16 protein-coding genes, 3 tRNA genes and 1 pseudogene are annotated in these 18,328 nt (G+C 64.0%); 13 read left to right on the forward strand and 7 right to left on the reverse strand.

Annotation, left to right across the window (positions count from 1 at the left end; translation table 11 throughout):
• Positions 1–42 precede the first annotated feature (42 nt).
• The 4 genes from EA798_RS06285 to EA798_RS06300 all read left to right on the forward strand — a co-directional run bounded on the left by EA798_RS06285 (position 43) and on the right by EA798_RS06300 (position 1,383).
• Positions 43–118, forward strand: a tRNA-Val gene (locus EA798_RS06285).
• 83 nt (positions 119–201) lie between these two features.
• Positions 202–277, forward strand: a tRNA-Val gene (locus EA798_RS06290).
• A 37-nt stretch (positions 278–314) separates the two neighbouring features.
• Positions 315–391: transfer RNA gene (locus EA798_RS06295), tRNA-Asp, on the forward strand.
• 263 nt (positions 392–654) lie between these two features.
• A complete protein-coding gene (locus EA798_RS06300) occupies positions 655–1,383 on the forward strand; it encodes a BamJ family beta-barrel-assembly machinery protein (RefSeq protein ID WP_167462915.1) in 729 nt (242 codons plus the stop codon).
• Between the two features lie 71 nt (positions 1,384–1,454).
• Here the strand turns inward: EA798_RS06300 and bfr are convergent, their stop codons facing one another.
• Together bfr and EA798_RS06310 are read right to left on the reverse strand one after the other, a co-directional pair.
• Positions 1,455–1,925 (reverse strand): bacterioferritin, encoded by a 471-nt coding sequence (gene bfr / locus EA798_RS06305; protein ID WP_106158147.1) that lies wholly within the window; start codon positions 1,923–1,925, stop codon positions 1,455–1,457.
• Positions 1,926–2,116: 191 nt separating this feature from the next.
• The gene (locus EA798_RS06310; RefSeq protein WP_106158148.1) at positions 2,117–2,335 is read right to left on the reverse strand and encodes a bacterioferritin-associated ferredoxin; all 219 of its coding nucleotides are present in this window, start codon (positions 2,333–2,335) and stop codon (positions 2,117–2,119) included.
• A gap of 202 nt (positions 2,336–2,537) precedes the next feature.
• On the opposite strand from EA798_RS06310, the gene EA798_RS06315 reads away from it, so the two are divergent.
• Positions 2,538–3,077 (forward strand): YaeQ family protein, encoded by a 540-nt coding sequence (locus EA798_RS06315; protein WP_122098410.1) that lies wholly within the window; start codon positions 2,538–2,540, stop codon positions 3,075–3,077.
• Positions 3,078–3,095: 18 nt separating this feature from the next.
• Here the strand turns inward: EA798_RS06315 and EA798_RS06320 are convergent, their stop codons facing one another.
• From EA798_RS06320 to EA798_RS06340, 5 genes and pseudogenes are all read right to left on the reverse strand, one after another.
• A complete protein-coding gene (locus tag EA798_RS06320) occupies positions 3,096–4,316 on the reverse strand; it encodes an NRAMP family divalent metal transporter (protein ID WP_122098411.1) in 1,221 nt (406 codons plus the stop codon).
• Positions 4,317–4,423: 107 nt separating this feature from the next.
• Positions 4,424–5,126 (reverse strand): annotated as a pseudogene (locus EA798_RS06325) (putative hydro-lyase).
• Positions 5,127–5,131: 5 nt separating this feature from the next.
• A complete protein-coding gene (locus tag EA798_RS06330) occupies positions 5,132–6,058 on the reverse strand; it encodes a 5-oxoprolinase subunit C family protein (RefSeq protein WP_122098412.1) in 927 nt (308 codons plus the stop codon).
• Positions 6,055–6,762 carry a 5-oxoprolinase subunit PxpB gene (gene pxpB / locus EA798_RS06335; protein WP_122098413.1) on the reverse strand — a complete coding sequence of 236 codons (708 nt, stop codon included), beginning with the start codon at positions 6,760–6,762 and terminating at the stop codon, positions 6,055–6,057. The genes EA798_RS06330 and pxpB overlap by 4 nt, the downstream gene beginning before the upstream one ends.
• Positions 6,759–7,508: a 5-oxoprolinase subunit PxpA gene (locus EA798_RS06340; RefSeq protein ID WP_122098414.1), complete on the reverse strand. Its 750-nt coding sequence runs from the start codon at positions 7,506–7,508 to the stop codon at positions 6,759–6,761. The genes pxpB and EA798_RS06340 overlap by 4 nt, the downstream gene beginning before the upstream one ends.
• Positions 7,509–7,690: 182 nt before the next feature.
• On the opposite strand from EA798_RS06340, the gene EA798_RS06345 reads away from it, so the two are divergent.
• From EA798_RS06345 to EA798_RS06380, 8 genes are all read left to right on the forward strand, one after another.
• Entirely contained in the window at positions 7,691–8,218 is a 528-nt protein-coding gene (locus tag EA798_RS06345; protein WP_003283847.1) for a winged helix DNA-binding protein, read from the forward strand.
• A gap of 26 nt (positions 8,219–8,244) precedes the next feature.
• Positions 8,245–9,960, forward strand: a complete 1,716-nt coding sequence (gene recJ, locus EA798_RS06350) for a single-stranded-DNA-specific exonuclease RecJ (protein ID WP_122098415.1) — start codon at positions 8,245–8,247, stop codon at positions 9,958–9,960.
• A 128-nt stretch (positions 9,961–10,088) separates the two neighbouring features.
• Positions 10,089–12,182 carry a molybdopterin-dependent oxidoreductase gene (locus EA798_RS06355; RefSeq protein WP_122098416.1) on the forward strand — a complete coding sequence of 698 codons (2,094 nt, stop codon included), beginning with the start codon at positions 10,089–10,091 and terminating at the stop codon, positions 12,180–12,182.
• Between the two features lie 93 nt (positions 12,183–12,275).
• Positions 12,276–13,385: an NADH:flavin oxidoreductase/NADH oxidase gene (locus tag EA798_RS06360; RefSeq protein WP_122098417.1), complete on the forward strand. Its 1,110-nt coding sequence runs from the start codon at positions 12,276–12,278 to the stop codon at positions 13,383–13,385.
• Between the two features lie 34 nt (positions 13,386–13,419).
• Positions 13,420–14,136 carry a tellurite resistance TerB family protein gene (locus tag EA798_RS06365; protein WP_122098418.1) on the forward strand — a complete coding sequence of 239 codons (717 nt, stop codon included), beginning with the start codon at positions 13,420–13,422 and terminating at the stop codon, positions 14,134–14,136.
• A gap of 126 nt (positions 14,137–14,262) precedes the next feature.
• Positions 14,263–15,358, forward strand: a protein-coding gene (prfB, locus tag EA798_RS06370) for a peptide chain release factor 2 (RefSeq protein WP_122098419.1) whose coding sequence is annotated in 2 segments (ribosomal slippage) — positions 14,263–14,334 and positions 14,336–15,358 — 1,095 coding nt in all. Because the reading frame shifts where the segments join, the coding sequence is not laid out codon by codon here.
• Between the two features lie 64 nt (positions 15,359–15,422).
• Entirely contained in the window at positions 15,423–16,925 is a 1,503-nt protein-coding gene (gene lysS / locus EA798_RS06375; protein ID WP_106158165.1) for a lysine--tRNA ligase, read from the forward strand.
• 95 nt (positions 16,926–17,020) lie between these two features.
• Positions 17,021–18,316, forward strand: coding sequence for a flavohemoglobin expression-modulating QEGLA motif protein (locus EA798_RS06380; protein WP_106158166.1), 1,296 nt, complete (start codon positions 17,021–17,023; stop codon positions 18,314–18,316).
• Positions 18,317–18,328 lie beyond the last annotated feature (12 nt).

The following is an 18,328-nucleotide window of genomic DNA, read 5'->3' on the forward strand; positions in this document are numbered from 1 at the left end:
TCAGGAACCCTCTCTAGAATGCGCCCCACTTCGAGAGCAAACGGGTGATTAGCTCAGCTGGGAGAGCATCTGCCTTACAAGCAGAGGGTCGGCGGTTCGATCCCGTCATCACCCACCACTCGAGGTTTAGCGCAGCGGTAGTTCAGTCGGTTANCAAGGTCAGGAACCCTCTCTAGAATGCGCCCCACTTCGAGAGCAAACGGGTGATTAGCTCAGCTGGGAGAGCATCTGCCTTACAAGCAGAGGGTCGGCGGTTCGATCCCGTCATCAGCCACCAACCTTTGTGAGATTTCGGACGAAAGTCCGGCCGACGCGCAGCGGTAGTTCAGTCGGTTAGAATACCGGCCTGTCACGCCGGGGGTCGCGGGTTCGAGTCCCGTCCGCTGCGCCATATTCGCTTCACGGGTCCACTGAACGCCCTGGAGCAACAGAAAAAACGGCCATCAAGGCCGTTTTTTTTTTGCCCATTTTTTTATGGGGCGGCGTGACCGGCCTGCTCCTGCTTCCCTTCAGCAGAAATGCTAAGCGCTTCCTTTCTTTGCCATCTCTTTACCGTGCTTGCCCGGAGGCGCGGTAGCCAGTGCCTGGATGCGCTGCTAAGCTCGGGCACTGATTTTTTGAAATGCCCACAGCGCTTAAGGAAACAGCATGAGACTGAGACACCATCGTTTGGCACCTGCGATTGCGCTGGTTGGCCTGGTATTGGCCGGCTGCGACTCGCAGACCAGTGTCAAACTCGACACTCCGGCGCAGAAGGCGTCCTACGGCATCGGCCTGAACATGGGCAAGAGCCTCGCGCAGGAGGGTATGGACGATCTCGATTCCCAGGCTGTGGCGCAGGGCATCGAAGACGCCATCGGCAACAAAGAGCAGAAGCTCACCGATGAGCAACTGATGGAAGCGTTCACCTTCCTGCAGACGCGCGCCGAAGAGCGCATGACCGAAATGAATGCCAAGGCCGTCGAGGCTGGCAAGAAGTTTCTCGAGGACAACGCCAAGCGTGACGGCGTGAAGACCACCGAGTCGGGCCTGCAGTATGAAGTGGTCAAGTCCGCCGAGGGTCGTCAGCCGACCGAGAACGACGTGGTTACAGTGCACTACGAGGGCAGTCTGACCGACGGCACCGTCTTCGACAGCTCCATCAAGCGCGGCAGCCCGATCGACCTGCCGGTCGGTGGCGTGATCCCGGGTTGGGTCGAGGGTCTGCAACTGATGCACGTCGGCGAGAAGTTCAAGCTCTACATCCCGAGCGAGCTGGCCTATGGCGAGCAGAGCCCGAGCCCGCTGATCCCGGCCAATTCGGTGCTGGTGTTCGATCTCGAGCTGCTCGATATCAAGGGTGACGAAGCCGAGCAGCCTGCCGAAGCGGCTGAGCAGCAATAAGCGGGCGGTACACGGCCCGAAACGAAAACGCCCCGACTTGATCGGGGCGTTTTTGTTGGTGCTCGACCGGATTAGTCGTCCATCTGCGACTGCAGGTAGTTTTCCATTCCGACCTTGTCGATCAGGCTCAGCTGGGTTTCCAGCCAGTCGATGTGCTCTTCTTCGGCCTCAAGGATGTCTTCCAGCAGTTCCCGGCTGCCGTAATCGCCGACACTCTCGCAATAGGCAATGGCAACCTTCAGGTCCTGGACGCCACTCTGCTCCAGGCGGAGGTCGCATTCGAGCATCTCGCGGGTGTTCTCCCCGATCTGCAGCTTGCCCAGGTCCTGCAGGTTCGGCAGTCCTTCAAGGAAGAGGATGCGCTTGATCAGCTTGTCCGCATGCTTCATCTCATCGATGGATTCTTCGTACTCATGCTTGCCGAGCTTGCCGAGACCCCAGTCCTCATACATGCGCGCGTGCAGAAAGTACTGGTTGATGGCTACCAGCTCGTTGCCGAGGATCTTGTTGAGGTGCTGAATGACCAGCTTGTCGCCTTTCATGTAGTTAGCCTGCCTGGAGCGGTGGAAGTAGAAGCAGTCTGGCCACGGTAAGCTGACCTGTCAAACCTAAGTCCTTGAATGCAAAAGCTAAAACCTAGCGAGAATGGTTGCGTTCCGCATCCGACGGACAACCCGCTGATTTGCAGGCAAAAAAAAAGCCGGGCAAGGCCCGGCTGTACGGCTTCAGTCTGCTAAGCCTGAACGAAACTCGCAGGGTAGGCGAGGGCTGCCTGGGCATTCTGTACATCGCTCAGTGTGTCGCGAACGACCTGTTTGGCGACACAGGCACACTTGCCGCACTGGGTTGCGACGCCAGTTGCTTCACGCACCTCACGATAGCTGCAGCATCCTTCATAGATAGCATCGCGAATCTGGCCGTCGGTGACACCCTGGCAAAGACAGACGTACATAAAGCACTACCCGTTCATTTCGTTGATGTTGGGATGCTAATCAGAATGAGAATAATTGTCAAAGCCCGGCCGTCGGCGATCAGTGAAAATCTTCGTTATTTCCCGGCCGCATTTCATTTCTGTCGATTGCGAGCCGGCGCAGCCGGGCCGGGTGTGCTGTCGTTGCGGTAGACTGCGCCCCTTTTGAGACCGGAGGCCTCTTATGGCCCTGCAAGCCACGCCTTATAAAGTCGAGCTCAACCTCACCGATCTGGATCGTGGGGTCTACGAGAACCTGCGTTTTACCGTTGCCAAACATCCCTCCGAAACCGAAGAGCGCCTCGGCGTGCGCTTGATTGCCTACGCGCTTTGGTACAGCGAGCAGCTGGCGTTCGGCCGGGGTCTGTCGGATGTGGACGAGCCCGCGTTATGGGAAAAGAGTCTGGACGGCAGGATTCTTCACTGGATCGAAGTCGGCCAGCCGGATGCCGAGCGTCTGACCTGGTGCTCGCGCCGCGCCGAGCGCGTCAGCCTGGTGGCCTATGGCAACCTGCGCGTATGGCAGGGCAAGGTGATCGACGCGGTAAAGGGGCTGAAGAACCTGTCCATTGCCACCATCGATTCCGAGTCGCTCGCCGCGCTGGTCAAGGACCTGCCGCGTAGCTTGCAATGGGGCGTGATGATCAGTGACGGCACGCTGTTCATCACCGATGAGCGTGGACAGTTCGAAGTGAAGCTGGCCTGGCTGCTCGGCGAGCGCTGAGCGCGCTCGCCACGTTGCTCAAGACTGCCAGAACTGCACGAATGCATTGAACGACATCACCACTCCAACCGCCGTGGCCAGCATGGCCAATATGCCGAACACCAGCATCCAGGTGGGGTGACGGTAGGCGTCGCCGACGATGTTCGCTTTGCGCGAGGCGAGCAGTATGCAGCCCAGCGCCAGCGGCAGCACAAGGGCATTCAGTGTGCCCGCCACTACCAGAACCTTCACCGGCTGGCCGACCAGGCTGTAGATGAGCGTCGAGCAGGCGATGAAGCCGATCACCATACGCTGGTTGTGGCGGCGGATGCTGTCGTGCAACGAGTACATGAAGGTGACGCTGGTGTAGGCGGCGCCGATCACCGATGACACCGAGGCGGCCAGCAGTACCACGCCGAAGATCTTGTAGCCGACGGTGCCCATCGAGTGGGAGAACACCGAAGCGGCAGGGTTGCTCGGGTCGAGGCTGAGCCCCTGGCTGACGACCCCGAGCGCGGCCAGGAACAGGCAGATGCGCACAACGCCGGTGGTGGCGATGCCGGTGACCGCCGCTCGGGTGACCAGCCTGACGTTCTCGACGCCAGTGATGCCGGCTTCCACCAGCCGGTGCCCACCGGAGAACGAGATGTAGCCGCCAACGGTACCGCCCACCAGTGTCACGATCGGCAGCAACAGGATCAGCGGATCGTCCGGGTTGAAGCTGCGATTGACTGCCTCGAGCAGCGGCGGGCTCGACTGCAGCATGGCGTAGCCGATCATGCAGAGCATCACCAGCCCCAGCACCTGCATCACCGAATCCATTACGCCCTTGGCATTGCGCAGCAGGAAGATGCCGATGATCAGCACCGCGGCGATCAGCGAGCCGATCACCGGCGGGATGCCGAAGATGACGTTCATGGCCAGCCCGGCGCCGCCGATGTTGCCGATGTTGAAGGCAATGCCGCCAAGCACGATGAAGGCCGAGATCAGGTGGCCGACGCCAGGGATCACCCGGTTGGCGACATCCTGACCGCGCAGGTTGGCGACGGTGATGATCCGCCAGATGTTGAGCTGGGCGCCGATATCGATCAGCAGCGAGACCAGAATGGCAAAGGCGAAGCTCGCCAGGTATTTCTCGGTGAACAGCGAGGTCTGGGTCAGAAAGGCCGGACCGATGGACGAGGTCGCCATGATGAAGATGGCGCCGCGAAGCACGTTGCGCTGGGAGGGTGTGGCTCGTTCGGCTTGCGTAGGTTGCATTGGATACCTTCTTTTTTCTTGGCGTTGGGGCAGGTAGGGAAATGCAGCCGTGCAGCGAGTGCCCGGCAAGATTGTTGTTGTTTGGTGATGCGCAAAACCGTGTCGGGTCAGATCACCCCCAGCTGTTCGTCGCGCAGGTCGGTGATGAACATGTGCCCTGGCGCGTGGGTGATGACCAGCTCCGGCCGGGCCTGCATCGCCACGGCCTGGGGCGTCACGCCACAGGCCCAGAACACCGGGACCTCGCCTTCGCGCAGCTCTGATTGCTCACCGAAATCCGGTTTGGCCAGGTCTGCGATGCCCAGCAGTCGCGGGTCGCCGACATGCACGGGGCCGCCATGCACGGAGGGAAATCGCGATGTGACCTGCACGGCGCGCACCACCTTGTTCGCAGGCATCGGCCGCATGCTCACCACCATCGGCCCGCTCAGGCGGCCGGCGGGCTGGCAGGCGATGTTGGTGCGGTACATCGGGACGTTGTGGCCGTCCTCGATGTGCCTGACTGGCACGCCGTTGGCCAGCAGCGCAGCCTCGAAACTGAAGCTGCAGCCGATGAGGAAGGCCACCATGTCGTCCTCCCAGAAGGGCGTGATGTCCTGCACCTCCTGATCGAGCTGGCCATTGCGGTAGATGCGGTAGCGCGGGAAGTCCGTGCGGATATCGGCGCCTGGCGCCGCGTGCCGTGGCTCGAAGCTCCCCGGGTCGGTGACGTCCAGCAGCGGGCCCGGCGGTCGGGCCGTCGAATTCGCCCTGGCGAATCCGCTCGCGCAATGCGGCGGGGGACAGGTCTCGGTAGGCGGTCAGGTTCATATCCATCACTCCGTCGTGGTCCGTTGCCAGCTGGCGAGCAGTCGCCGCTGCTCGCGTTGTGCGCGTTCCAACGCCACCGGCTTCAGGCGCAACACGGTGCCGGGCATGCATTGGGCCAGCTGCGCGACTGCCAATGGAGTGAGCGCGCCAAGGCGCGGGTAACCGCCGATGGTCTGGCGGTCATTGAGCAGGATGATCGGCTGACCGTCCGCCGGAACCTGAATAGCGCCCAGCGGCACGCCTTCGGAGATCATGGCCGAGCGCGCGCAGCGCAGGGTCGGTCCCAGCAGGCGAACACCCATGCGGTCGGCGCGCTGGTCGACGGTCCAGTCGCTGTTGAACGCATCGAACAGGCTCTGCCCGGTGAAATCGCCGATCTGCGCTCCCAGTACCACCGATAGCCCGGCGCCGGGCAGCGGCACCAGCGCCTGCTCGGGCAGGTTGCGCATCGTCGTGGCGTGGCCGCGCCAGTGCAGTAGGTCGCCCTTGGCCAGCGGCTGGCCGTCGCCGTTCAGCCCACCGAGCTGCTCACGGCGTACCGTGGCACAGCTGCCCAGCATGGCCGGTGCGCTGAAACCGCCGGGCGCGGCGAGATAGGCACGAACACCCTGGCGCGGTTGACTGAAGATCAGTGTCTGCCCTTCCCGGATGCGAAAGGCGCGCCCGGGCATGAGAGGTTCGCCATCGAGCGTCGCGCCGAGATCGGCGCCGCAGAGTGCGAGGCAGGTATCGGTCTGAGCGCGCAGGCTGAAATTGCCGAGGGTGATCTCTACCGTGGGGGCCTGCAGCGGGTTGCCCAGCAGCCAGTTGGCCCAGCCGTGGGACAGCCAATCAACGGCACCGCCCTGGGTCACGCCGAGGTGGCGAACCCCGCTGCGGCCGGCGTCCTGCAGAGTGGCCAGGGCGCCGGCCTGTTCGATCAGCAGGCTCATGCGGAGGCCTCCTGGAAGGGCGTGTCGTCGCCGCCGAGACGGATGAACTCGGCCCGCTCGATGGGCACGAAGCGCACGCGGTCGCCGGGCTGCCAGAGGCTGAAGCCGTCCAGTTCGCGGTCGAACAGGCGAACCGGGCTGCGGCCGATCAGGTTCCAGCCGCCCGGTGACACCAGCGGATAGATGGCGGTCTGGCGGTCGGCGATGCCCAGGCTGCCGGCCGGCACCTGCTTGCGCGGCGTCGCCAGGCGTGGGCTGGCGAGGCGCTCGTCGACCAGCCCGAGAAAGGCGAAGCCGGGCGCGAAGCCGAGGGCGAAGACTTGATAGAGGTGCGTGCTGTGTCGCTCGATGACCCCCGCGACACCGAGGCCGCTGCGCTCGCCCAGCGCTTGCAGTTCCGGGCCGACGCTCGGGTCGTACCACACCGGTATGTCGTGCTGGCGGGCACTCGCCGCCGCCGCCGGTTGCAGCCCATCGAGAGCCTGCCGCACATACTGGCGGGCCTGCTGATCGTCCAGTTGCGCCAGGTCGTACTGCACCAGTAGCGTGGTGTAGGAGGGCACCAGATCGATGAGGGCAGCGCCGAACGCATCCCGCACACGCTGACTGGCAGCCAGCATCCACGGCATATTGTCCTCGTCGATCTGATCGAACAGGCGCAGCACCAGGCTATCGATGCCGACCACCTCGATCCGCGGCGTCATGCGGGAAGCGCCTGCAGTGCCTGACGAATGCGCTGCACAGCGGCGATGGAGCCGGCGTTGTCGCCGTGCACGCAGAGCGTATCGGCCTGCAGGATCAGCGCGCTGCCATCGCTGGCGGTCAATGCTTCCCCCTTGGCCAGGCGCAGGGCCTGGTCGGCCACCGTTTCGGCATCGTGGTGCACGGCACCCGGCAGGTTGCGCGAGACCAGCATGCCGGCGGCGTCGTAGGCGCGGTCGGCGAACACCTCGAACCACAGGGTGATGCCGATTTCCGCCGCCATCGCCTGGCTTTCGCTATTGTCGCGGGTAGACATGAGCATCAGCGGCAGGCTGGCACTGTAGGCCTTTACGGCGGTCATGACCGCGCGCAGCAGCTGTGGCTGGCGCATCATGTCGTTGTAGAGCGCGCCGTGGGGTTTGACGTAGCGGACCTGCGTGCCTTCGGCGCGGCAGATGCCGTCGAGCGCACCGATCTGATAGAGCAGCATGTTCTCCACTTCGGTCGGGCTGCAGGCCATGGAGCGCCGGCCGAATCCGACCAGATCCGGATAGGCCGGATGGGCGCCAATACGCACATCGTGCTCACATGCCAATGCCACTGTGCGCCGCATGATCTGCGGATCGGAGGCATGGAAGCCGCAGGCGATATTGGCGCAGTCGATGAACGGCATCACCTCGGCATCCAGGCCCATGGTCCAGGCGCCGAAGCTTTCCCCTATGTCGCAATTGAGTAACAGACGACTCACGATGGCTGCTCCTTTCGAGATGGGCCGGTGCGGCGGTCGAAGTCGATACACTGATAAAGTGTCGATAAATTATCAACGTATTTTTCCTGTTGACCGCCGAAGTGACCGTGCGGACATTGCTGTATCCTTTCCCGCCACATCGATACGAACGGCGCTGCCGCTTCATCAATCAGGAACTCAAGATGGTTGACGCCAAAAGCCCCCGTCCGTTGCGATCTTCTATCGTCGCTTCGGCGCACCTCGCCGAGCAGTCCCAGGAACTGTCCGAGCTCGAGTACGGCATCATCGTCGCCAGCGCCGCGTTGATGCGCTGGATGGAGCGTTGCATGCAGGCCTGCGGCACGGTGGAGATGAACGCGCTGGACGTCATGGTGCTGCACAACCTCACCAGTCGCGGGCGCGCCAAGCGACAGGCGGACATCTGCCTGCTGCTCAACGTGGAAGACACGCACACGGTCACCTACGCGCTGAAGAAGCTCGGCAAACTGGGCCTGGTGGAAGGCGCGAAGCAGGGCAAAGAGATGTTCTATCGAACTACCGACAAGGGCCGCGCGCTCTGCCAGGAATACGCCGACATCCGCCGCGAATGCCTGATTGCCTCGTTCGAGAACCTCAATATCGACCCTGACGAGATCCACCGCCTGGCAGGCATGCTGCGCGCCATGTCCGGCTTGTACGATCAGGCCGCACGCGCCGCCACCTCCCTGTAAACGACCTTCACCGAGTCTGGAATCCCATGCGTATCGAACCCCGCCCCTTGCCCGAGCAGCTGCCCGACCTTGGCGATATGCCGCCACTGCTGCAGCGCCTCTACGCGGCCCGTGGCGTGACTTGCGCAGAGGAGCTGGACAAGGGGTTGGCGCGGTTGATTCCTTATAAGCAGCTCAAGGGTATCGATGCCGCGGTCGAGCTGCTGGTCGAGGCGCTGGAGAAGCGCCAGCGCATCCTGTTCGTCGGCGACTTCGATGCCGACGGCGCCACCGCGAGCAGCGTCGGCGTGCTCGGCCTGCGTCAGCTGGGGGCGGCGCATGTCGATTATCTGGTGCCCAATCGCTTCGAATACGGCTACGGGCTGACGCCGGAAATCGTTGCCGTCGCCTTGCAGCGCGAACCCGACCTGCTGGTGACCGTCGACAACGGGATTTCCAGCGTCGATGGCGTCGCGGCGGCCAAGGCGGCCGGGTTGCGGGTGCTGGTCACCGACCATCACCTGCCCGGTCACGAGCTGCCGGCGGCTGATGCCATCGTCAACCCCAATCAGCCTGAGTGCGCCTTTCCGAGCAAGTGCATCGCCGGGGTCGGCGTTATCTTCTATGTGCTGCTGGCGTTGCGCGCTCGCTTGCGTGAGCTGGACTGGTTCGTCCGTCAGGGCTGGGCCGAGCCGAACCTGGCCGAGCTGCTCGATCTGGTGGCGCTGGGCAGCGTCGCCGACGTGGTGCCGCTGGATGCCAACAACCGCATTCTGGTGCATCAGGGCCTGGCGCGGATTCGCGCTGGGCGGGCTCGGCCGGGGCTGCGGGCGATTCTCGAGGTTGCCGGGCGCGATCATCGGCGCATCACCTCTACCGACCTTGGCTTCATCCTCGGGCCGCGATTGAACGCGGCCGGGCGGCTGGATGACATGTCGCTGGGCATCGAATGCCTGCTCTGCGAGGACGAGGCGCTGGCGCGCGACATGGCGACCCAGCTCGACGAGCTGAACAAGGATCGCAAGGCCATCGAACAGGGCATGCAACGCGAGGCGCTGGCGCAGCTCAAGGACCTGCCCCTGGAGGACCTGCCGTTCGGCCTGTGCCTGTTCGAGGCGGACTGGCACCAGGGCGTGATCGGCATCCTCGCCTCGCGCCTCAAGGAGCGCTACCACCGCCCGACCATCGCCTTCGCCGATGCTGGCGACGGGTTGCTCAAAGGGTCGGCGCGCTCGGTGCCGGGCTTTCATATCCGCGATGCGCTGGATGCGGTTGCCGCCAAGCATCCCGGCCTGATCAGCAAGTTCGGCGGGCACGCCATGGCGGCCGGGCTGTCGCTGCCGCAAGCCAACTTCGGTGCCTTCGCCGCGGCCTTCGATACCGAAGTGCGCCGCCAGCTGTGCGAGGACGATCTCACCGGTCGGCTACTCACCGACGGCCAGCTCAGCGTCGAGGAGTTCCACCTGGAGCTGGCGCGTGCGCTGCGCAACGCCGGGCCCTGGGGCCAGCATTTTCCCGAGCCGATGTTCCATGGCGTGTTCCAGCTGGTGCAGCAACGTATCGTCGGCGAGCGCCATCTCAAGCTTGTGCTCAAGAGCGAATGCGGATCGCTGACGCTGGACGGCATCGCCTTCAACGTCGACCGCGAGATCTGGCCGAACCCGACGGTGCGCTGGGCGGAACTGGCCTACAAACTGGACGTCAACGAGTATCGCGGCCAGGAAAGCGTGCAGCTGATGGTGGCGCACATCGCCCCGCGCTGACCGATGCACGCCGGCTGACGATAGGCCGGCTGAATCCAGCGGCATTCCCCGTCAAGACGTCTGATTGTTGCCCATGGCCGTGGCGCCTAGAGTGGCGGGACAACAACAGCGCCATGCGGGAATCCGAAATGAGCGACACGACCGTCCATCACCGTGCCTGTCACCTGTGCGAAGCCATTTGCGGCCTGACCATCCAGACCGAAGGTGAGCGCATCCTCTCGATCAAGGGTGATCCCCTCGACAGCTTCAGCCGCGGCCACATCTGTCCGAAGGCGGTGGCGCTGCAGGACATCCAGCACGACCCCGATCGCCTGCGCCACCCCATGCGTCGTTGCGCAGACGAATGGCAGGCGATTGGCTGGGACGAGGCCTTCGAGCTGGTTGCCGAGCGCCTGGCCGACATCCGCGAGCGCCACGGCGCCAATGCCGTGGCCATCTACCAGGGCAACCCGAGCGTGCACAACTACGGGCTGATGACCCACAGCAATTATTTCCTCGGTCTGCTGAAGACGCGCAACCGCTTTTCCGCGACCTCGGTCGATCAGTTGCCGCACCACCTGACCAGCCATCTGATGTACGGCCACGGCTTGCTATTGCCGGTGCCGGACATCGATCACACCAATTTCATGCTGATTCTCGGCGGCAACCCGCTGGCCTCCAATGGCAGCATCATGACCGTGCCTGATGTGGAGAAGCGGCTGAAGGCGATCCGCGCCCGCGGCGGCAAGCTGGTGGTCGTCGACCCGCGGCGCAGCGAAACCGCCGCGATCGCCGATCAGCACCTGTTCGTGCGTCCCGGACAGGACGCGGCGCTGCTGTTCGGCCTGCTCAACACCCTGTTCGAGGAAGGCCTGACGCGTACCAGCGAACTGCCGCTGGACGGCATCGAGGAGGTGCGAAAGGCAATCGCCGCCTTCAGCGCCGAGGCGATGAGCGCCCGTTGCGGTGTTCCGGCCGAGCAGATCCGTCAACTGGCGCGGGATTTCGCGGCGGCGGACAAGGCGGTCTGCTACGGACGCATGGGGGTCTCGACCCAGGCCTTCGGCACGCTCTGCCAGTGGCTGGTGCAGCTGATCAACCTGGTCACCGGCAATCTCGATCGGGTCGGTGGCGCATTGTGCACCGAGCCTGCCGTGGATCTGGTGGAGACCACCTCCGGCGGCCATTTCGCCGCCTGGCGCAGCCGGGTGTCGGAGTTGCCTGAGTACGGCGGCGAACTGCCGGTAGCGGCGCTGGCCGAGGAGATGCTCGAGCCCGGGGAGGGGCAGGTGCGTGCGCTGATCACCGTGGCCGGCAACCCGGTGCTTTCCACACCCAACGGGCGCAAGCTGGAGCAGGCGCTGGATGGACTGGAGTTCATGCTCAGCGTCGACTTCTACATCAACGAGACGACGCGCTATGCCGATGTGATCCTGCCGCCGACCGCACCGCTGGAGCACGACCATTACGACGCGACATTCAATCTGCTCGCCGTGCGCAACGTCACCCGCTTCAACCTGCCGGTGCTGCCCAAGCCCGAGGGCGCGCTGCACGACTGGGAAATCTTTATCGGCCTGGCCGAGGCCTACGCCGGGCGGGTGGGGGTCGAACTCAAGCCGACCATGCCACCGCAGCAGATGATGGACCTGGCGCTGCGCCATGGGCCATACGGTGACAAGTCCGAGCGCAAGCTGAGCCTGGCAGCGCTGGAGGATTATCCACACGGGCTGGATCTCGGGCCGCTCAAGCCGAACCTGGCGAGGCGCCTGAAAACGCCGAACAAGCGAATCCAGGCCGCGCCGGCGCTGATGCTGGACGATCTGCAGCGTTTCGCCGCGCAGCCTCAGGCGGGTGTCGACGAGCTGTTGCTGATCGGTCGCCGCCACGTGCGCAGCAACAATTCCTGGATGCACAACTACCAGCGCCTGGTGAAGGGCAAGCCGCGTCACCAGCTGCTGATGCACCCGGCCGACATGGCTGCTCGGACTTTGCAGGATGGTCAGCGGGTGCGCGTGCATTCGCGGGTCGGCGTGGTCGAGGTGGAGGCGCTGGCCAGCGAGGAGATGATGCCCGGCGTGGTCAGCCTTCCGCACGGCTGGGGGCATGCGCGGCCGGGCGTGCAGCTGGATATCGCGCGGCAGCAGCCTGGCGCGAGCTGCAACGACCTGACCGACGAGCGCCAGCTGGACGTCTCCGGCAACGCGGCGCTCAACGGCGTGACGGTGCAGGTCAGCGCCGCCTGACCAGCGACTTTGCCCGTCGCGGACTGGGCATGGGCGCGGAAACGGTCTCTACTGACGGGTGTCCAACCCGCATCCACGACAGTAGAGGCCGTCATGTCCCAGCTCTTCCAGCCGCTCAGCCTGCGCCAGCTCACCTTGCCCAACCGCATCGCCGTGTCGCCGATGTGCCAGTACTCGGCCAAGGCCGGAATGGCCAACGACTGGCACCTGGTGCACCTTGGCAGCCGCGCCGTTGGCGGCGCCGGGCTGGTGATCGTCGAGGCGACGGCGGTCAGCCCGGACGGGCGGATCTCGCCGGACGACCTGGGTATCTGGTCCGACGAGCACGTCGAGCCGCTGCGGCGGATCACCCGCTTTATCGAGGCGCAGGGCGCATTCGCTGGCGTGCAGCTGGCCCATGCCGGGCGCAAGGCGAGCACCTGGCGGCCCTGGCTTGGCAAGCATGGCAGCGTGCCGATCGCTGCCGGGGGGTGGACTCCGGTGGGACCTTCCGCCATCGCCTTCTCGCCTGAACATGCCGTGCCCACTGCGCTGGACGATGCCAGCATCGCGGCGGTTGTGCAGGCGTTCGTCGAGGCGGCCGAGCGCTCATTGGCTGCCGGCTTCAAGGTCGCGGAGGTACATGCGGCCCACGGCTACTTGCTGCATCAGTTTCTTTCGCCCTTATCCAATCAGCGCCAGGACCGTTACGGCGGTTCGTTCGACAACCGTATCCGCCTGCTGCTGGAGGTCACCGCTGCGGTGCGCCAGGTCTGGCCCGAGCAACTGCCGCTGTTCGTCCGTCTTTCGGCGACCGACTGGGTCGATGATGGCTGGAATGCAGACGAAACGGTCGAGCTTGCACGGCGGCTCAAGGATGTCGGCGTCGACCTGATCGACGTGTCATCCGGCGGCACTGCGGCCAACGCCGATATTCCAGTCGGGCCGGGCTACCAGACGCAGTTCGCGGAGCGCGTGCGCAAGGAGGCGGGCATCGCCACCGGCACGGTCGGCATGATCACCGAGGCGGTGCAGGCCGAACACATCCTGCGCACCGGTCAGGCCGACCTGATCCTGCTCGCCCGCGAACTGCTGCGCGATCCCTACTGGCCGCTGCATGCCGCCGAATACCTGCGCGACGGGTCGGTGGCCTGGCCGGCGCAGTACGTGCGCGCCGCCCATCGCGACACGCCGATCCGCCAGGTCCCCGAGTCGTTCGACTAGCAACCCTTTACATCCTTCGTGTGGAGAGAATCCGATGAAAACCAGTGGCCTTCTCGATCAATTGCTCAAGTCCGGGCAGGACCTGTTGCAGAGGCAGCAATCCGGCATGGGCAGCACGCCCGCTGGCGGTGGTCTGAGCGACCTGCTCTCCGGTGTCGGCGGCGGTTCGCTCGGCAAGGTGCTCTCCGGCAGTGGCAACAGCGCACTGGCTGCAGGTGCCATGGGCCTGCTGCTGGGTAACCGCAAGGTGCGCAAGATGGGCGGCAAGGCGGTGACCTATGGCGGTCTGGCGGCGCTCGGTGTGCTCGCCTACAAGGCGTACAGCAATTGGCAGGCGCAGCAGGGTGGGGCGCAGCAGCAGACGCCACAGACCATCGATCGCCTGCCACCTGCCGAGGTCGAGGTGCATAGCCAGGGCATTCTCAAGGCGCTGGTGGCCGCGGCCAAAGCCGACGGCCACGTCGATGCCCGTGAGCGTCAGCTGATCGAGGCGGAGCTGGGCAAGCTGGCCGATGCTGATCTGCAGCACTGGCTGGAAGCCGAGCTGAACAAGCCGCTGGACCCGGCCGACGTGGCCAGTGCCGCCAGTACCCCGGAGATGGCTGCGGAGATGTACCTGGCCAGCGTGCTGATGGTGGACGAGGAGCATTTCATGGAACGCGCCTACCTCGACGAGCTGGCCCGCTGCTTGCAACTCGACCCGGAGCTCAAGGCCGAACTGGAAAGCCAGGTACGCGGGGTGAGCGCCTGATCGGCCATCCTGAGTGCCAATCCGTTTTTCTGACCGTCCGCCGGCACCCCCGGCGGGCTGTCAGCACCGGTTGGCTGAGTTATAATCGCCGGCTTTTCGCACTGTCCGATTGAGAGCTGCCTACCTATGGAAATCAACCCGATCCTCAACAGCATCAAGGACCTGTCCGAGCGCACCCTGTCAATTCGGGGGTATCTTTGACTACGATCAGAAGCATGATCGTCTCGTCGAAGTAAACCGCGAACTCGAAGACCCGAACGTCTGGAACAAGCCCGAATACGCCCAGAGCCTGGGCCGTGAACGCGCCACCCTGGCGCAGATTGTCGAAACCATCGATGACCTCGATGGCGGACTTGCCGACTCTCGCGACCTGCTCGACATGGCGGTCGAAGAAGATGATCAAGGCGCCGTTGATGATGTGGCCGCCGAGCTGGACCGTCTGCGCGGTATCCTCGAGGGTCTGGAATTCCGCCGCATGTTCAGCCACGAGATGGACCCGAATAACTGCTACCTGGACATCCAGGCCGGTTCCGGCGGCACCGAGGCGCAGGACTGGGCGAACATCCTGCTGCGCATGTACCTGCGCTGGGCCGACAAGCGCGGTTTCACTGCCGAGATCGTCGAGCTGTCCGAGGGCGAAGTCGCCGGCATCAAGGGTGCCACGGTGCACATCAAGGGTGAATATGCTTTTGGCTGGTTGCGCACCGAGATCGGTGTGCACCGCCTGGTGCGCAAGAGCCCGTTCGACTCCGGCGCCCGTCGCCACACCTCGTTCTCGGCAGTGTTCGTCTCGCCCGAGATCGACGACAGGGTCGAGATCGAGATCAACCCGGCCGACCTGCGCATCGATACCTACCGCTCCTCCGGTGCTGGTGGTCAGCACGTAAACACCACCGATTCGGCCGTGCGTATCACCCACGTACCGACCAACACCGTGGTGGCCTGCCAGAACGAACGTTCCCAGCACGCCAACAAGGACACCGCCATGAAGATGCTGCGGGCCAAGTTGTACGAACTGGAAATGCAGAAGCGCAACGCCGCCTCTCAGGCGCTGGAAGACAGCAAGTCGGACATTGGCTGGGGGCACCAGATCCGTTCCTACGTGCTCGACGACTCGCGCATCAAGGATCTGCGTACCGGTGTGGAGCGCAGCGATTGCCAGAAGGTGCTCGACGGCGACCTCGACGGATACCTCGAAGCCAGCCTGAAACAGGGGCTCTGAGAGCAGTTGCAAGCCTCAAGCCGCAAGCACCTCCATTGAAACGATTTGACCGGGACGACCCGCAATGAGCGAACAACCGCTGAACCAGCACGCCATCCAAGAGGAAGAAAACAAGCTGATTGCCCAGCGCAAGGAAAAGCTTGCTGCCGTGCGTGAGCAGGGCAATGCCTTCCCCAATGACTTCCGTCGTGACAGCTATGCAGGCGACCTGCAGAAACAGTACGCCGAGAAGACCAAGGAGGAGCTGGAGGCGGCCGCCATGCCGGTCAAGGTCGCCGGGCGCATCATGCTCAACCGCGGGCCGTTCATGGTGCTGCAGGACATGAGCGGGCGCATCCAGGTCTATGTCGATCGCAAGACGCTGCCGGCCGAGCAGGTCGAGGCGGTCAAGCACTTCGATCTGGGCGACATCATCGCCGCCGAGGGCACGCTGGCGCGTTCGGGCAAGGGCGACCTGTACGTCTACATGAACAACGTGCGCCTGCTGACCAAGTCGCTGCGCCCGCTGCCGGACAAGTTCCACGGCCTGACCGACACCGAGCAGCGCTATCGCCAGCGCTACGTCGATCTGATGGTCAACGAGGACGTGCGCGAAACCTTCCGCGTGCGCTCGAAGGTCATCTCGCACATCCGCAAGTTTCTCGCCGAGCGTGACTTCCTCGAAGTGGAAACGCCGATGCTGCAGACCATCCCTGGCGGCGCCGCGGCCAAGCCGTTCGAGACCCACCACAACGCACTGGACATGCCGATGTTCCTGCGCATCGCCCCGGAGCTCTACCTCAAGCGCCTGGTGGTCGGTGGCTTCGAGCGCGTGTTCGAGATCAACCGCAACTTCCGTAACGAAGGCGTCTCGACCCGGCACAACCCCGAGTTCACCATGCTCGAGTTCTACCAGGCCTACGCCGACTACGAAGACAATATGGATCTCACCGAGGAACTGTTCCGCGAGCTGGCCCAGGCCGTGCTCGGCAGCACCGACGTGCCCTATGGCGACAAGGTCTTCCACTTTGGCGAGCCGTTCGCGCGGCTGTCGGTGTTCGACTCGATCCTCAAGTTCAACCCGGAAATCTCGGCCTCCGATCTCAACGATCTGGAGAAGGCCCGCACCATCGCCAAGAAGGCCGGCGCCAAGCTGCTCGGTCACGAAGGCCTGGGCAAGCTGCAGGTGATGATTTTCGAGGAGCTGGTCGAGCACAAGCTGGAACAGCCGACCTTCATCACCGAGTACCCGTTCGAGGTCTCGCCGCTGGCCCGGCGCAACGATCGCAACCCCAACGTCACCGACCGCTTCGAGCTGTTCATTGGTGGCCGCGAGATTGCCAACGCCTATTCCGAGCTCAACGATGCCGAAGATCAGGCCGAACGCTTCCACGCCCAGGTGGCCGACAAGGACGCCGGTGACGACGAGGCCATGCACTTCGATGCCGACTTCGTGCGTGCGCTGGAGTACGGCATGCCGCCGACCGCCGGCGAGGGTATCGGTATCGACCGTCTGGTGATGCTGTTGACCAACTCGCCGTCGATCCGCGACGTGATCCTCTTCCCGCACATGCGCCCGGAAGTCTGATCCACTGGCTGTGAAGGTCACCAACCCGCAGTGTGCTGGCGCAGGCATCTGCGGGTATAACCTCAACGGTACGGATCATCCGTGAAGAGGTAGCGATGAATACCCGCAACAACCTGGACGAATACCAGAGCATTGTGCGTGCGCTGTCCGACCGCATCGTCGAGGCGCAAACCCCGGTGCGCGTGCTGGACGCGGTGAAGTGGGACGAGAACACCCGCCAGGGCTTTTTCGCCGCCAAGGGCCGTGAGCTGCCGAAGATCGATCGCGCCTACTACGAGGGCCGCCCGCTGGCCTTCGACTCTAGCGCGAAGAAGCAGGAATTCCAGGATATCGAGCGTGACATCACCCGTCAGCTCGGCCAGTTCAACCCGGTCGGGCAGATCATGCGGCGCATGTGCAAGGAATACCGCATGGTCATCCGCATGCTCGAGGCGCGCGGCACGCCGGACTTCGGCATGATCTCCCAGGAACTCTACGGCGCGGCATCCGATGCCTTCCACGCCGGTGACCCAACCCTGGCCGACCTCGGTCTGATGCTCTCCGATTACCTGAACAACATTGCCGATCGCGGTGACCTGCGCGACGAGCCGAAGAATCTCACCGCGCCGCAGGCCGTGGAGCTGCTGCAAAAACGTCTGGATGTGGTGTTCGGAGAAGGCGAGGGCGTGATCCGCGTCTTCGAATCCGACGGCATCCTCGCCGATGCGGCCGCCGGTGCCGACTACATCAAGATCCGCAGCGACGCCCTGTTCAACGAGCGGGACGTGCGTGCGCTGGAGGTCCATGAAGGGCTGGTGCACGTCGGCACCACGCTCAACGGCCAGAACCAGCCGATCTGCACCTTCCTCGCCAAGGGCCCGCCATCCTCCACGGTGACCCAGGAAGGCCTGGCAATCCTGATGGAGGTGATCGCCTTCGCCTCCTACCCGACGCGTCTGCGCAAGCTGACCAACCGCACCCGCGCCATTCACATGGCCGAGGAGGGCGCCGACTTCCTGGAGGTGTTTGCCTTCTTCCGCGAGCAGGGCTATGGCGACGACGAGAGCTACAGCAACGCCAGCCGCGTGTTCCGTGGCTCGACACCGGATGGCCTGCCCTTCACCAAGGACCTGTCCTACCTGAAGGGCTTCATCATGATCTACAACTACATCCAGCTAGCCGTGCGCAAGGGCCAGCTCGAGCAGATTCCGCTGCTGTTCTGCGGCAAGACCACGCTGGAAGACATGCGCACGCTGCGCCAGCTGGTGGACGAGGGCATGGTGGTGCCGCCCAAGTACCTGCCGCAGCAGTTCCAGGATCTCAACGCGCTGTCGGCCTGGATGTGCTTCTCCAACTTCTTGAATCACCTGAGCCTGGATCGCATCGAAGCCGATTACGCCAACATTCTCTGATCCCGAACAACC

It is taken from the genome of Pseudomonas songnenensis (assembly GCF_003696315.1).
GTDB lineage: Bacteria > Pseudomonadota > Gammaproteobacteria > Pseudomonadales > Pseudomonadaceae > Stutzerimonas > Stutzerimonas songnenensis.